Below are 14,181 nucleotides of genomic sequence, written 5' to 3'. Positions count from 1 at the left end.
CACCAGTCGCCGAACGATCGAGAAATGAGGCCGATGTGAACACTGCCGTTGCTCCCAGCTCTCCGCTGACCGCCGCGGACCGCTGCGACCGTTGCGGAGCCCAGGCCTACCTCCGCGTGGAGCTCCAGACGGGCGGCGAGCTGCTCTTCTGCGCGCACCACGCCCGTGAGCACGGCGACAAGATCAAGCAGATCGCCGTCGCCGTGACCGATGAGACCCACAAGCTCTCGGAGAGCTGATCCGCTGACCCAGACGATCCAGCGGCCCCGGACCAGCGTCCGGGGCCGCTGGCTTTCCCGCCCGGGGTCCGGCGGCCTGCGCCGGCCCGCGGAGGACGTGAGAGGCTGACGCCGTGCTGGTCCTGCTCTGTGCTGTCCTGATCGTGCTGGGGCTGGCGGGGATCGTGCTCCCGGTGCTCCCCGGAGGAAGCGTGCTGGTCGCCGGCGCCGTCCTCCTCTGGGCCTGGGCGGGCCCCGACGACCGGGCGGCCTGGCTGGCCTTCACCGTCGCCGCGCTGCTCGTGGTGACCGGCCTGGTCACCAAGTACGTCGTGCCCGGTCGCGGCCTGAAGGCCGCCGGCATCCCGCTGTCGACCCAGCTGACCGGAGCGGTCGCGGGCGTCGTCGGATTCTTCGTCGTCCCCGTGGTCGGCCTGCTCATCGGGTTCGTCCTCGGCATCTACCTCGCCGAGGTCCGTCGCCTCGGTCACGCGACGGCCTGGCGATCGACCCGGCTCGCCGTCCGCGCAGCCGTCACCTCGATCCTCATCGACCTCGCCGCCGCGCTGCTGGCGACCGGCACGTGGATCGTCGCGGTGACGGTGGCCTGATGGCGATCCTGCTCGCGCTCATCTCCGCGGTGCTCTATGGCACCTCCGACTTCATCGGCGGCGTGCTCTCGGCACGCATCCGGCCCTGGACCGCCGCCTTCACCGGCCAGCTCGCCGGCGGCCTGATCCTGGTCGTCGTCAGCCTCGTGACCGGCTCGACGCTCTCCTGGCCCGCCGCCGGCTGGGGAGCGGTGTCAGGGGTCGGCGGCGGCATCGGCGTCATCTTCCTCTACCGCGGCCTGGCCAGCGGCCGGATGGGCGTGGTGGCGCCGCTCTCCGGCGTCGGCGCCGCCCTGGTTCCGGCCGCTGTCGGCGTAGCGCTCGGGGACCGCCCGTCCCTGCTGAGCTGGATCGGCATCGTCGCCGCGCTCCCGGCGACCTGGCTGGTGGCGGCCGGCGAGGGCGATCGCTCCGCGGCCGGTCCCGGCGCGGACTCGTCGCCTCGGCGGGGTGCGGGGGTGCTGGACGGCCTGATCGCCGGCGCCGGCTTCGGGGTCGGCTTCGCGGCCGTCGCCCAGGCCCCGGCGGCCAGCGGCCAGTGGCCTGTGGCGGTCGATCTGCTGCTCGCGGCGGTGGTCGCGGTGGTGGGGGCGACCATCGCCCACGAGGCGTGGCTGCCCCGCGACCGGACCGCGGCCCTCGCCGTCAGCACCGGCATCCTCGCCGCGGCCGCGCTGGTGGCCTTCCTCGCCTCGACGCACCACGGGATGCTCGCCGTCACCGGCATCATCGCGGCGCTCTACCCGGCCGCGACCGTGGTGCTGGCCATCGGGGTCCTGCACGAACGCGTGCACCGCAGCCAGGCGCTCGGGCTGGGCCTGTGCGCCGTGGCGGTGGCGCTGGTCGCGGGCGGCTGACCTCGACTCGGGCCTCCGTCCCAGTTGACTCGGGCCTCCGTCCCGGTTGAATCGGGCTCCGTCCCGCGGGACGGGTCAGATCCGCTGGAACGACCCCGACTCATTGGTCCACACGTCCGTGCCGTCGCGCCGGATGGTGTAGAGCGCCACGGAGAAGTCGACAGCCTCCTGGGCCGCGGCCAGGGCCTCGTCCTCGGTGTCGTACTCGCCCATCGTCTCGCTCGGGGCGTCACCCACTACCTGCACCAGCTCCCACATGAGGGGCAGGTACCCAAAGAGGCCGTTCCGTCACGGTGACGGAACGGCCTCTCGGCGATGCGTAGCGCCTCAGTCGAGGTAGTCGCGCAGGACCTGCGAGCGCGACGGGTGCCGCAGCTTGGACATGGTCTTGGACTCGATCTGGCGGATCCGCTCACGGGTCACGCCGTACACCTTGCCGATCTCGTCGAGGGTCTTGGGCTGGCCGTCGGTGAGCCCGAACCGCATCGAGACCACACCGGCCTCGCGCTCGGAGAGCGTGTCGAGGACCGCGTGCAGCTGCTCCTGCAGCAGGGTGAAGCTGACCGCGTCGGCGGGCACGATGGCCTCGGAGTCCTCGATCAGGTCGCCGAACTCGGAGTCGCCGTCCTCACCGAGCGGGGTGTGCAGGGAGATGGGCTCGCGGCCGTACTTCTGGACCTCGATGACCTTCTCCGGGGTCATGTCCAGCTCCTTGGCCAGCTCCTCCGGGGTGGGCTCGCGACCCAGGTCCTGGAGCATCTGACGCTGCACCCGGGCCAGCTTGTTGATGACCTCGACCATGTGCACCGGGATACGGATGGTGCGAGCCTGGTCGGCCATGGCTCGCGTGATGGCCTGACGGATCCACCACGTCGCGTACGTCGAGAACTTGTAACCCTTGGTGTAGTCGAACTTCTCCACCGCGCGGATCAGACCGAGGTTGCCCTCCTGGATCAGGTCCAGGAAGAGCATGCCGCGGCCGGTGTAGCGCTTGGCCAGCGAGACGACCAGTCGGAGGTTCGCCTCGAGCAGGTGGTTCTTGGCGCGGCGACCGTCCTCGGCGATCCACTCCAACTCCTCGTAGAGCTGGGGCTTGATCTTGCCGCCCTTGGCGAGCTTCTCCTCACCGAAGAGGCCGGCCTCGATCCGCTTGGCGAGCTCGACCTCCATCTCCGCGTTGAGCAGCGGGACCTTGCCGATCTGCTTCAGGTAGTCCTTGACCGGGTCGGCCGTCGCGCCGGCGACCATGACCTGCTGCTCGGGCTCGTCGGTGTCGTCGGCGGCCGAGACGACGAAGGAGGCCTCCTTCTCGTCCTCGGCGATCGTCGGGTCGGTCGCGACATCCTTCTCGAACTGGTCGTCGGGGATGTCGGGCAGGATCTTCTTGCCGTCGGGACCCACGGCGTCGGCCGGCTTCGCCGCGCCCGTGTCGTCCGCACCCACCACATCGTCCTCGACCTCGATCTCGTCAAGCTCGAGATCCTCCTCGTCGACGGCGTCCTCGTCGGCGACGGCCGGCTTGGCCGGCGCCTTCTTCGCGGCCGCCTTCTTCGCCGGAGCGGTCGTGGTGGCCTTGCGGGCCGAGGAGGCAGCGGCGGCGCGACCGGCGACGGCGCCGAGGTCGACGGAGATGCCGAGCGTGCTCAGATGGGCGAGCAGGGCCTTGAGGTGGCGCGGCTCGACGGCAGCGTCCTCACTGGCCCGGCGCACCTCCTCAGGAGTCACGCTCCCGGTGGGCGCGCCTGCCTCGATCAGCGCCACGACGGCGGGATGGGCGAGCACCTCAGCGGGAATCTTGCGTGCGATCGAGGACACTGACACCTCTCGTGGAACTGGCTTCGGGGCGCGGCAAGGCCCGGATACGTCAAGGCCGCGACTCCATTCTGCCACGGACCCGGCGACGATCCAGCCACGGGGCCACACAGAACCTCAGGCCTAGGGCCTCGCAGCTTCCTTGGCCGCCCGCTTGGCCGCCTGCTTGAACTCGCGCACCTTCTGGAGGGAGGTGCCGTCGACGACATCGGCCACGGAGCGGTACCCGCTCTCGGCGTACGCGCCCACAGCGCTCTCCCAACCCTGCGGACGGACTCCCACCTGCTTGGCGAGCAGGGCGAGGAAGATCTGGGCCTTCTGCTTGCCGAACCCGGGCAGGGACTGGATCCGCTTGAGCAGCTCGGAGCCGGTGGTCACGCCGGCCCAGAGGTTGGTGGCGTCGCCGTCGTAGTCCTCGGCGATGATGCCGGCGAGCTGCTGCAGTCGGGCCGCCATCGACCCGGGGAAGCGATGGATCGCCGGCGGTACGGCGCACAGTGCGGCGAACTCCTCGGGGTCCGCCGCCGCGATCGCTGCGGGCTCGAGCGTGCCGAACCGCTCCAACAGCTTCGCCGGACCTCGGAAGGCGTGCTCCATGGGGTACTGCTGGTCCAGCATCATCCCGACGAGCAGGGCGAACGGCGAGTCGGAGAGCACCTGATCCGCGGCAGGGTCCTGAGCGATCTGGAAGGCCATGGGGCCATCCTGCCGCACCCTCGAGCCGCGGGCCTCTGTGCGGCCGGGGCTCACTCCGGCTTGACCGCCAGCACCGGACACGGGGCGTCGAGCAGGATGCGCTGGGCCTGGCTTCCGAGGATCAGCTTGCCGGTCGGTGTGCGGCGCCGGATCCCGATCACGAGAAGGGCTGCCTGCTCGTCGCGGGCGACCTGGACCAGGTCGTCGGCCGCGTCGACGTCCTCGTCGGTCAGGCTCTCATGCACCGCGTAGTCGATCCCCGCCGCCTCGAGCCGCTCGCGGGCGGAGGCGAGCTCGGCCTGCGTCCTGGCCAGCCACTCCGGATCGGACTCGCTCTCCCGGTGGGTGCTCGCCACCACCAGGCGGCCGCCGCGCCGCTGGACCTCCTCCATCGCCGCGAGCAGCGCTGCCTCGCCCTCCGGCTTGGGGACGAACCCGACCACCACCGTCGCCATCGCATCCTCCCTCGCCGTGGCCCTGCCTGGGAACCGTACCCGGCGGCCGAGCGGACCCACACCCCGTCGGCGCGCCGCCGCCTGTGGACAGAGCACGACGTCACCGTGCGAATGCGTGCAGGCTGGACCCGTGCCACGCAAGCGCAACCCCGAGCGCGTCCTCGCCGTCCTCCTGCGGCGGGCGGTGCTGGAGCACGCCACCGCCGAGCGTCGCCGGCGGCACGTGCCCATCCTGCACGTCGGGTCGCCCGGCCGGCCGCACGAGCTCTTCGCGATCGTGCCGGGCGAGGTGATGGACCACGCACTGCGCACCGACATCGTCGCGGCCATGCGCCGCCAGGATGGCCGACGCGCCGCCGGGTCGCCCCCGGACGAGCGCGACAGCGTCCTGATCTGGCTCACCCGCAGCGGCGACCTCGACCTGCAGGACGTCGACGTGACGTGGCATGCCGCCGCTCGGCAGGCCTGCGCCGAGGCCGGCGTCGAGCTCTGCTTCGCGGTCGTCAACCGACGGGGCTGGCACCTCCCCGCCTCCGGCGTGCGTCGGGAATGGTCACGTCCGCGCACCCTCGCCTGACCAGCCGCCCGGATCGACCGCTTCGTCCAGCGCCGGACGCATGGACTCCCAGGCCGTCGGTGGCAGGGCCTCCGAGAGCAGGTGCGCGACCAGCCTGCCGAGGCTGTGTCCCGGGTCCGTCGCGAAGCACCGGTCCAGAGCACACCAGGCGAGCGCGCCGTCACCCTGCAACCAGGCCGCGAAGGCCAGCACCGCTGCCGCCGCGGGCCGCAGGGCCTCCGGGGCACGACGGACGAGGCCGCGCCACAGCCGCACGTGCCCGGACGCGCTGTCGCGCGTCAGCGGCACCCAGGCCGCGTCGCGTCGCGCGCCGACCTGCACGGTCGAGAGAAGGGCCGCCGCCTCCACGTCGGTGGGCACGGTGCCGGCGTCGGCGTGACGCGCGCAGACCGTCGCGAGCTCGGCGGCACTGAGGAGCACCGCCTCCCCCAGCACCGCCTCGACGCCGGCCCGGCCCGGCTCGTCCACGGCCAAGCTCGCCGCGAGCTCATCGCGCGAGCCGAGCGTGACGTGCCCGGCCATCACGGCCTCGGCCCGGAACCGGTGCCGGTCGCTGTCGTAGGGCACGCCACCCGCCGGTACGTCCGGGCGCCGTCCGTCGGCGGAATACCACCGGCCGCCATCGACCCGCAGGCACTCGAGGACCTCGATCCTCTTCCGCTCGAACCCCCGGCGCAACGCCCGCACGACATGGCGCCCGTGGACGGCGCCCGCGCCGTACAACACGAACACGACCCGCGGGGCGGCGTGCAGCAGGCAGGGGCCGAGCAACGACTCCACCACCGCCGCGAGCGCATCGGGGTCTCCGCGTGGTGGCAGGTCGATCCGCGCGTGCAACGGCGCCGGACCACCGAAGGTGAGCATGACGACGGAGTCCTGCGGCTCGAAGCCGAGCGTGACGGGAATGGCGGCGAGGAGGTCCTCGGGGGTCTTGGCGCGCAAGGTGATGGTCATGCCTCCACGCTCCCCGTGCGGCGCCCGCCTCGCGAGGGTCTGGATGCGGGCTGTGAGGAACGCTGTCGCGCAGCAGCCCTGTGCACCGAAACCGCACGATCCAGGCCCGGGCTGGCGTGGCCGACAGCCCCGCAGCGCGTAGGTTGCCTCCATGCGGACGCAGGCCTCGGTGCTCCACCTGGACCTGGACGCCTTCTACGCCTCGGTCGAGCAGCGGGACAAGCCGTCGCTGCGGGGCAAGCCGGTCGTGGTCGGCGGTGTGGGCGGGCGCGGCGTGGTCGCCACCGCCAGCTACGAGGCGCGGCGCTACGGGGTCCACTCCGCGATGTCGACCCGGGAGGCCCGCTCCCGCTGTCCCCATGCAGCCTTCCTCTACCCCCGCTTCCACGCCTACCGCGAGGTCAGCGAGAAGGTGATGACGCTGCTCCGGGCGACCTCGCCCCTCGTCGAGCCGCTCTCCCTCGACGAGGCGTTCGTCGACCTGGCGGCCGCCGACCACCCAGACCTGCCCGACCTCGAGCTCGAGACGGTCAGCGCCTTCGCCGAGGGGCTGCGGGCGCGGGTCAGCGACGTCACCGGCGGTCTCACCGCCAGTGTGGGTCTGGGCACGAGCAAGTTCATCGCGAAAGTGGCCAGCGACCTGGAGAAGCCCGACGGTCTCGTCGTCGTCGCGCCCGGCACCGAGCAGACCCTGCTCCGGCCGATGAGCGTCCAGATCATCCCGGGCGTCGGCCCTGCGACCGCCGAGCGCCTGCGCCGCGCCGGCATCCACACCGTCGCCGACCTGGAGGCGGTCAGCCTCGAGGAGCTGATCAGGCTCGTCGGCAAGGCGCACGGCACCGGCCTCCACGCGCTCGCCCGGGCGGAGGACGACCGGCCGGTCGAACCGGAGCGGGAGACCAAGTCGGTCAGCGTCGAGGGCACCTACGACACCGACCTGACCGACCGGACCCTGATGGAGCACCTGCTGACCCGACAGGCCGGCGAGGTCGCCGCACGCCTGCGCAAGAGCGGCCTGTCGGGACGCACCATCACCATCAAGGTCCGCCTCGGCGACTTCACCACGCTCAACCGCTCCACCACCCTCGCCGGCCCCACCGACCAGGCCGCCACCATCGCCCGGCTGGCCCGCGCCCTCCTCACCGACCTCGACACCTCGTACGGCGTACGTCTCCTCGGCGTCGGTGTCTCCGGGCTGGCCGACTGGATCCAGGAGGACCTGTTCGGCGAGGAGCCCGAGCCGGACGATCTGCCGGAGCTGCCGGTGCCGGAGCAACCCGCACGCAACCGCCGGACCTGGAACCCGGGGATGGACGTGGAGCACGTCGAGCTCGGTCGCGGCTGGGTCTGGGGTGCGGGGCGCGGTGTCGTGACCGTGCGGTTCGAGACCGCCGAGCGCGCCACCGGCCCGGTGCGCTCGTTCGCGGTCGACGACCCCGCCCTCAGCCCGTGGCCGGACCAGCCACCCGAAGAGTGACCCGCTCCCCCGGCCGCACCTGGGCGAGCTGCCACAGGTCGTCGGGGTGGATGACCGCGGCCACCGGGTAGCCGCCCGTCGGACCGTGGTCGGCGAGCAGCACGACAGGGCGCCCGTCCGGCGGGACCTGGACGGCCCCCAGCACCATGCCCTCGCTCGGCAGCTCACCGCTGCGCCGGTCGAGCACCGCGCCCTCCAACCGCAAGCCCACCCGATCGGAGGCCGCTGCCGCCGTCCACGCCGCCTCGGCGAGCCGGTCCAGCACGTCCGCCGCGAACCACGCCGGATGAGGTCCGGGCAGAAGCCGGACCGCTCCGGCCGACGGGGGACGCGGCGTGTCCAGGGCGGCGGGTACGCCGACGGCCGGCCCGATCGGCAGCCGGTCCCCCACGGCGACCGGCGCGGGTCCGACCCCGGCCAGCGTGTCGGTCGCTCGCGAGCCGAGCAGCGGCGCGACGGCGATGCCGCCGCCGACGGCCAGGTAGGACCTCATCCCGATGGCCGGTGCGCCGAGCGTGAGCTCGGCCCCGGCCGGCAGCCGCACCGGCTGCCCGTGGGCGACGGCGACCCCGGCGATCCGCGCGGGTGCCCGCGCACCGGTCACCGCCACCCAGCACGCGTCGGTGGCGCTGACCGCCAGCCCACCGAGGAGCACCTCGAGCACCGCTGCGTCCGGGCCGTTCCCGACCAGCCGGTTGGCCAGGGCGGCGGCGGGCCCGTCCAGGGCCCCGGCCCGCGGGACGCCCAGGTGCGCGTAGCCGAACCGGCCGCGGTCCTGGACCAGCACTTGTGGCCCCACCCCCGTCACCCTCAGCATGCCCGCAGCACCACCCGCGTCCCCGGTGCCAGCAGTGCCGGCGGCTCTCGGTCGACGTCCCAGAGCACCGCGTCGGTGTGTCCGACGATCCGCCAGCCCCCGGGCGAGGCGCTCGGGTAGATCCCGCACCAGGAGCCGGCCAGCCCGACCGACCCCGGCGCCACCCGCTCGCGGGGCGACGTCAGCCGGGGCACGGCCAGCTCCTCCGGCAGGCCCGCGAGGTAAGCGAAGCCGGGCGCGAAGCCGCAGAACGCCGAGGTGAGCTCGACCGAGGTCAGCCGGCCGACCGCCTCGTCCGCCGCGACGCCCCACCGCTCGGCCACGTCGGCCAGGTCGGGACCGTCGAACCGGACCGGCACCTCCACCAGCGCGCCCGTCATCGCCGCCGACCGGGGCTCCCACCCGGCGAGCAGCTCGTCCAGGCCTCGCAGGTCGACGCCGTCGAACAGGACGGTCCGCGCGGCCGGCACGATGTCCTCGACCTCCAGCCGACCGGCCCTGACCGCGGCGCGCGCCCAGTCGGCCAGCGCCGCTGCCTGCATCGCCGACTCGACGTCGGCAAGCGCTGCCCTCTTCCCGTATGGGCGCAGCGGCACCCTCACAGGTCCAGCTCCTCGCTCCACCGCGCCAACAGGGCGGCCAGCAGCTCCCGGTCGGCGTCGTCGAAGAGCCTCAGCAGGCGGTGCTCGTTGGCGAGGTGGTCGGCGAAGGCGGCATCGATCAGGGCCCGGCCCTCCTCCGTCAGCGCGATCACCCGGCCGCGCGCGTCGATGTCGCTCGGGGACCGCGAGACCCAGCCGCGGGCGAGGCAACGATCGACCCGCTTGGTGATCGCACCCGAGGTCACCATCGTCTGGGCGGCGAGCTCACCGGCGGTGAGCGCGTACGGCGCCCCCTGCCGTCGCAGCGTTGCCAGGATGTCGAACTCGCCCTCGGCCAGCCCATGGCTCGCGTAGACGGCGACCAGTTCCTCGGTGAGCCGGTTCGCGATCCGGTGCAGTCGGGCGATGACACCCTGAGGCGCAGGGTCGAGATCGGGTCGCTCCCGGCGCCACTGCGCCATCACCCGGTCGACGTGGTCGGTCATGGCACTGGAATATATCTTCCCGGGAAGCAATAATGTCTTCCATGGAAAGCAAATGGCTGGTGGCCGCGGCCGCCGCGCCGGTCGCGTGGGGCTCGGGCTACTACGTGACCGCCACCTACCTGCCACCCGATCGGCCGCTCTTCGGCGCCACGGTGCGCGCTCTCCCCTTCGGCCTGTTGCTGCTCGCGCTGCGGCCGGCCCGGCTGCGTGGCTCCTGGTGGTGGCGTACGGCGCTGCTCGGCGCGTTGAACTTCTCGGCCTTCTTCACGCTGGTCTTCGTGGCCGCCGAGCGACTCCCGGGCGGCCTGGCGGCGACCCTGACCGCCACCTCGCCCCTGGTGATCATGTCGTTCGCCTGGGCCCTGGCCGGCGAGCGGCCGGCGAGAGCATCGCTGGCCGGGGCCGGCCTCGGCATCGTCGGGGTGGCGCTGCTCGTCCTGCGCGGCGGGACGCACGTCGACGCGCTCGGCGTGATCGCCTCGCTGGCGGCCGTGGCGGTCTCCTCCCTGGGCTTCATCCTGGTCAAGACCTGGCGCCCGCCGGTCGACCTGCTGCCGTTCACCGGCTGGCAGCTGGTCTTCGGCGGCCTGCTCCTGCTCCCGGTCGCCCTCACCGTCGAGGGGGCGCCTCCCCACCTCGACGCCCGAGCGCTGGCCGGCTTCGCATGGATCGGACTGGTCGGCACCGTGCTGGCCTACGCGGTCTGGTTCCAAGGGATGCGCCGCCTGCCCGCCGCGGCCGTCTCCCTGGTGGGGCTGCTCAACCCGGTCGCGGGCACCGTGATCGGCGTGGCCCTGGCCGGCGAGTCGTTCGGCCCCGGCCGCGCGATCGGCATGGTCCTGGTGCTCGGCGGGATCGTCCTGGGCCAGCCGACGGTGCTGCGTGCACTCCGCGGAGACCGTCGGACATCCGCCGGCTCAGTCGACCGGGCGCAACTCCCAGCCGGCAGCCTCCAGCGCCCTGCGGACCAGGCGAGCGTGCTCGACAGCACCCGGTGAGTCGCCGTGCAGGCACAGTGAGTCGACCCGTGCCGCCAGCGCGAGCGCGTTGCCCACGATCGCCTCCCCGTCGGTGACCAGCGCACCCGGCCGGTCGCGCGGCACCAGCCGCCCGCCATCGTCGTACCCCCGGTCGGGGAACCCCTCCCGCCACACCGCGCGGCCGGCGGCCTCGGCCAGCGAGAGGAGCATGCCCGGCATCCCGAGGACGGGCAGCGCCCCCGAGGCGTCCAGCACGGCCCGGGCCTGGTCCTCGTCGTCCATCGTGCGGTGATAGAGGGCGCCGTGGGGCTTGAGGTAGCGCACCACGGTCCCCTCGGCCGAGGCGATCGCCCCGAGCGTCGCGACCTGCTCCTCGACCTGCTCGCGCAACACCTCGTAGGACACCTCCAGCGCGACCCGACCGAAGTTCTCCCGGTCCGCGTAGGAGACCTGCGCACCGACCGCGACGCCGAGACGGGCCGCCTGCGCGCACACCGACCGCATGATGCCCGCGTCGCCGGCGTGGAAGCCACAGGCGACGTTGGCCGAGGTGACCACCGCGAGCAGCCCGGCGTCGTCGGTGACCTCCTCACCGAGGTCGGCGTTGAGATCCACATGCATGACAGGTCGCCCGGCAGGTCGCATGGCACCCGAGGATAGGGTCACGATCATGTCCGGCCAGCCGCCCGTCGCGAAGAAGTCACCGCACACCACCACCCACCACGGTCGCACGCGCACCGACGACTACGAGTGGCTGCGCGCCAAGGACGATCCCGAGGTGATCGCCTACCTCGAGGCGGAGAACGAGTGGACGACCGAGCGCACCGCCCACCTCGCCGGCCTGCGCCAGCGGCTCTTCGACGAGGTGAAGGCGCGGACGCTCGAGACCGATCTGTCCGTGCCCACCCGCAACCGTGGCTACTGGTACTACGGCCGCTCCTTCGAGGGCAAGGAGTACGGCGCCTCCTGCCGCGTCCCGGTCGCCGACCCCGAGTCCGACTCCTGGCAGGACTGGACGCCCCCGACCCCGGCCCAGGTCGCCGCCGACCAGCCCGCCCTGCCGGGCGAGGAGGTGCTGCTGGACCACAACGAGCTGGCCGAGGGCCACGCCTTCTTCTCCTTGGGCGGCTCCGCGGTGAGCCCGAGCACGACGCTGCTGGCCTACAGCACCGACACCGTGGGCGACGAGCGCTACACCGTGCGGGTCAAGGACCTGACCACCGGCGAGCTGCTGCCCGACCTCCTCGAGGGCGTGATGGGCGGGGTCACCTGGGACCGCGCCGGGGAGAGCTTCTACTACTCGACGGTGGACGAGTCCTGGCGCCCGGACAAGGTCTGGCGACACCTGCTCGGCAGCACCCAGGCCGACGACGAGCTCGTCTACCACGAGACCGACGAGCGCTTCTGGTGCGGCGTGGGCCGCACCCGCAGCGACCGCTTCCTGGTCATCGAGTCGGGCGCCAAGACCAGCACCGAGTACCGCTTCCTCGACCAGGACAGGCCGGAGGCCGGCTGGCAGCTCTTCGCCGCCCGTGAAGAGGGCATCGAGTACAGCCTCGAGCATGCCCGCCTGCGTGCGAACGGCGGACCCGGCGAGGACCTCTTCCTCGTGCTGCACAACGCCACCGGCGCCGACTTCGAGCTGGCGACCGCCCCGATCGCGCCGACGCCGCGGTCACAGTGGAAGCCGCTGATCGCCCACGACCCCGCCGTACGGCTGGAGGACGTGGACGCCTTCGCCGGCCACCTCGTGGTGCACCAGCGCAGCGAGGGCCTGACCCAGCTGCGCATCATCGAGCTCGGCGACGACGGCATCGGCGACGACTACCTGGTGCGCTTCGAGGACGAGATCTACACCATCGGGTCCGGCGGCAACCCGGCCTTCGACCAGCCCACGGTCCGGCTGGGCTACACCAGCCTGCGCACGCCGAGCTCGGTCTACGACTACGACGTCCGCGACCGCAGCCTCACCCTGCGCAAGCAGCAGCCGGTGCTGCCGCTGGACGGCCGGGACTTCGACCGTGAGGAGTACGAGGAACACCGGCTGTGGGCCACCGCCGAGGACGGCGTACGGGTGCCGATCTCCCTGGTCGTACGGCGCGACGTCCGCGCGGCGGCCCTGGCCGCGGGCCGGCCGCTGCCGCTGCACCTCTACGGCTACGGCTCCTACGAGGCCTCGATGGACCCGGGCTTCTCGCTGTTCCGGCTCTCCGAGCTCGACCGGGGAGCGGCCTTCGCCATCGCGCACGTCCGGGGCGGCGGCGAGATGGGCCGCGGCTGGTACGACAACGGCAAGGTGCTGCACAAGCGCAACACGTTCACCGACTTCATCGCCTGCGCCCGGCACCTGGTCGAGACCGGCTGGACCTCGCCGGAGCTGACAGTGGCCGAGGGCGGCAGCGCCGGCGGCCTGCTGATGGGCGCGATCGCCAACCTCGCGCCGGAGCAGTGGGGCGGCATCGTGGCGGCGGTGCCCTTCGTGGACAACCTCACCACCATGCTGGACGCGTCGCTGCCGCTGACGGTGGTCGAGTACGACGAGTGGGGCAACCCCGAGGCCGATCCGGAGGTCTACGACTACATCGCCTCCTACGCGCCCTACGACAACGTCGCCGACCTGCCCTACCCACCGATCCTCGCGGAGACCTCGCTCAACGACACCCGGGTCCTGTACGTGGAGCCGGCGAAGTGGGTCGCCCGGCTGCGCGCCGTCGCCGGGGCCGACGTCCTGCTCAAGACGGAGATGAACGCCGGGCACGGCGGCGTCTCCGGCCGGTACCAGGCCTGGCACGACCGTGCCTTCAGCCTCAGCTGGATCCTGGACCGTCTCGGCCTTGCCTGATCCGACCGTCCTGCGCGCCGGCTTCTCGGCGGTCAAGGGCACGCGCCACCTCAGCCTCGAACGGGTGGTGCTCGATCCCCACGGTGCTGTCGGCGACCGTCGGCTCTGCCTGGTCGACGCCCCCGCCCGCCGGGTGCTGCGCACGGTGCAGCACCCGGCGCTGACGGCGGTGGACGCGAGCGATCGGGACGGCGTCCTGCGCATCGCTCTGCCCGACGGGCGCAGCGCCGTCGCCACGCCCCACCCGACCGGCGAGCGGCTGATCTGCGAGTACTGGGGACGTCCGGCCGAGCTCGCCCTGCTCGACGGTCCGCACGCTGCGCTGCTCTCCGACCACCTCGGTCGGCCCGTCACGCTCGCCGCGGCGCCGCCACGCGCCGTCGTCTACGGCGCCGGCGTCTCCGTGGTCACCCGGGCCTCGCTGGCGGAGCTGGCCGCCCGGACGGGTACGCGAATGGATCCGGCGCGGTTCCGGGCGACCTTCGTCATCGACTCCGCCGAGGGCCCGGGCGCCGAGGACGGTTGGGAGGGACGGGAGCTCCGGCTCGGTTCGGCGGTGGTCCGCGTCGGCGCCGGGATCGGGCGCTGCGCTGTCATCGACGTCGATCCGCGCACGGGCCGGCGCGAGGGCCGGCTGCTGCGCACGCTCTCGGCGTACCGGCCGCGCAACGCCGACGGCGAGCCGTGCTTCGGGGTCTATGCCGAGGTCGTGGTGCCGGGTGTCGTCACCGTCGCCTCCGCGAACCCGTCCCAGGGCTTGCCCTGAGAACTCCCTGAGATCTGCCGGCAGCGGCAACT

17 protein-coding genes are annotated in these 14,181 nt (G+C 73.0%); 8 read left to right on the top strand and 9 right to left on the bottom strand.

From position 1 onward, the window contains the following. The first annotated feature begins 35 nt into the window (after positions 1 to 35). The 3 genes from P5P86_RS08930 to P5P86_RS08920 all read left to right on the top strand — a co-directional run bounded on the left by P5P86_RS08930 (position 36) and on the right by P5P86_RS08920 (position 1,686). Positions 36 to 239, top strand: coding sequence for a DUF7455 domain-containing protein (locus tag P5P86_RS08930; protein WP_280610967.1), 204 nt, complete (start codon positions 36 to 38; stop codon positions 237 to 239). A gap of 113 nt (positions 240 to 352) precedes the next feature. Further along, positions 353 to 829 (top strand): DUF456 family protein, encoded by a 477-nt coding sequence (locus tag P5P86_RS08925; RefSeq protein ID WP_280610966.1) that lies wholly within the window; start codon positions 353 to 355, stop codon positions 827 to 829. After that, a complete protein-coding gene (locus tag P5P86_RS08920; RefSeq protein ID WP_280610965.1) occupies positions 829 to 1,686 on the top strand; it encodes an EamA family transporter in 858 nt (285 codons plus the stop codon). The genes P5P86_RS08925 and P5P86_RS08920 overlap by 1 nt, the downstream gene beginning before the upstream one ends. A 75-nt stretch (positions 1,687 to 1,761) precedes the next feature. Here P5P86_RS08920 and P5P86_RS08915 read toward each other — a convergent pair whose 3' ends face one another. The 4 genes from P5P86_RS08915 to P5P86_RS08900 form a co-directional block, all read right to left on the bottom strand. Further along, positions 1,762 to 1,944 carry a hypothetical protein gene (locus P5P86_RS08915; protein ID WP_280610964.1) on the bottom strand — a complete coding sequence of 61 codons (183 nt, stop codon included), beginning with the start codon at positions 1,942 to 1,944 and terminating at the stop codon, positions 1,762 to 1,764. 69 nt (positions 1,945 to 2,013) lie between these two features. Then, positions 2,014 to 3,501 carry an RNA polymerase sigma factor gene (locus P5P86_RS08910; protein WP_446724929.1) on the bottom strand — a complete coding sequence of 496 codons (1,488 nt, stop codon included), beginning with the start codon at positions 3,499 to 3,501 and terminating at the stop codon, positions 2,014 to 2,016. A gap of 120 nt (positions 3,502 to 3,621) precedes the next feature. Next, positions 3,622 to 4,194 (bottom strand): HhH-GPD-type base excision DNA repair protein, encoded by a 573-nt coding sequence (locus P5P86_RS08905; protein ID WP_280610962.1) that lies wholly within the window; start codon positions 4,192 to 4,194, stop codon positions 3,622 to 3,624. A 50-nt stretch (positions 4,195 to 4,244) separates the two neighbouring features. Then, positions 4,245 to 4,649 (bottom strand): universal stress protein, encoded by a 405-nt coding sequence (locus tag P5P86_RS08900; protein WP_280610961.1) that lies wholly within the window; start codon positions 4,647 to 4,649, stop codon positions 4,245 to 4,247. A 130-nt stretch (positions 4,650 to 4,779) separates the two neighbouring features. Here P5P86_RS08900 and P5P86_RS08895 point away from each other — a divergent pair, with 130 nt between their 5' ends. Then, positions 4,780 to 5,226, top strand: coding sequence for a hypothetical protein (locus tag P5P86_RS08895; RefSeq protein WP_280610960.1), 447 nt, complete (start codon positions 4,780 to 4,782; stop codon positions 5,224 to 5,226). Here P5P86_RS08895 and P5P86_RS08890 read toward each other — a convergent pair. Beyond that, positions 5,203 to 6,180, bottom strand: a complete 978-nt coding sequence (locus P5P86_RS08890) for a DUF4192 domain-containing protein (RefSeq protein WP_280610959.1) — start codon at positions 6,178 to 6,180, stop codon at positions 5,203 to 5,205. The two genes, P5P86_RS08895 and P5P86_RS08890, sit on opposite strands and share 24 nt — an antisense overlap. A gap of 151 nt (positions 6,181 to 6,331) precedes the next feature. On the opposite strand from P5P86_RS08890, the gene P5P86_RS08885 reads away from it, so the two are divergent. Then, positions 6,332 to 7,657 (top strand): DNA polymerase IV, encoded by a 1,326-nt coding sequence (locus P5P86_RS08885; protein ID WP_280610958.1) that lies wholly within the window; start codon positions 6,332 to 6,334, stop codon positions 7,655 to 7,657. Here P5P86_RS08885 and P5P86_RS08880 read toward each other — a convergent pair. The 3 genes from P5P86_RS08880 to P5P86_RS08870 are packed head-to-tail and all read right to left on the bottom strand — an operon-like array spanning position 7,623 to position 9,561. Next, positions 7,623 to 8,456 (bottom strand): 5-oxoprolinase subunit C family protein, encoded by an 834-nt coding sequence (locus P5P86_RS08880; protein ID WP_280610957.1) that lies wholly within the window; start codon positions 8,454 to 8,456, stop codon positions 7,623 to 7,625. The genes P5P86_RS08885 and P5P86_RS08880 overlap by 35 nt on opposite strands. A gap of 11 nt (positions 8,457 to 8,467) precedes the next feature. Next, positions 8,468 to 9,076: a 5-oxoprolinase subunit B family protein gene (locus P5P86_RS08875; RefSeq protein WP_280610956.1), complete on the bottom strand. Its 609-nt coding sequence runs from the start codon at positions 9,074 to 9,076 to the stop codon at positions 8,468 to 8,470. After that, the gene (locus tag P5P86_RS08870; RefSeq protein WP_280610955.1) at positions 9,073 to 9,561 is read right to left on the bottom strand and encodes a MarR family winged helix-turn-helix transcriptional regulator; all 489 of its coding nucleotides are present in this window, start codon (positions 9,559 to 9,561) and stop codon (positions 9,073 to 9,075) included. Before P5P86_RS08870 ends, P5P86_RS08875 begins: the two co-directional genes overlap by 4 nt. 41 nt (positions 9,562 to 9,602) lie before the next feature. On the opposite strand from P5P86_RS08870, the gene P5P86_RS08865 reads away from it, so the two are divergent. Then, entirely contained in the window at positions 9,603 to 10,559 is a 957-nt protein-coding gene (locus tag P5P86_RS08865) for an EamA family transporter (protein ID WP_280610954.1), read from the top strand. Here P5P86_RS08865 and P5P86_RS08860 read toward each other — a convergent pair. Beyond that, the gene (locus tag P5P86_RS08860; RefSeq protein ID WP_280610953.1) at positions 10,479 to 11,162 is read right to left on the bottom strand and encodes a LamB/YcsF family protein; all 684 of its coding nucleotides are present in this window, start codon (positions 11,160 to 11,162) and stop codon (positions 10,479 to 10,481) included. The two genes, P5P86_RS08865 and P5P86_RS08860, sit on opposite strands and share 81 nt — an antisense overlap. 49 nt (positions 11,163 to 11,211) lie before the next feature. On the opposite strand from P5P86_RS08860, the gene P5P86_RS08855 reads away from it, so the two are divergent. Beyond that, entirely contained in the window at positions 11,212 to 13,383 is a 2,172-nt protein-coding gene (locus P5P86_RS08855; RefSeq protein WP_280610952.1) for a S9 family peptidase, read from the top strand. Then, positions 13,376 to 14,149, top strand: a complete 774-nt coding sequence (locus P5P86_RS08850; RefSeq protein WP_280610951.1) for an MOSC domain-containing protein — start codon at positions 13,376 to 13,378, stop codon at positions 14,147 to 14,149. Before P5P86_RS08855 ends, P5P86_RS08850 begins: the two co-directional genes overlap by 8 nt. Positions 14,150 to 14,181: the final 32 nt, after the last annotated feature.

It is taken from the genome of Nocardioides sp. BP30, assembly GCF_029873215.1.
Classification (GTDB): domain Bacteria; phylum Actinomycetota; class Actinomycetes; order Propionibacteriales; family Nocardioidaceae; genus Nocardioides.
Note: the sequence above shows the minus strand (reverse complement) of the source record. Positions and strands in the feature narration are given on the sequence as shown.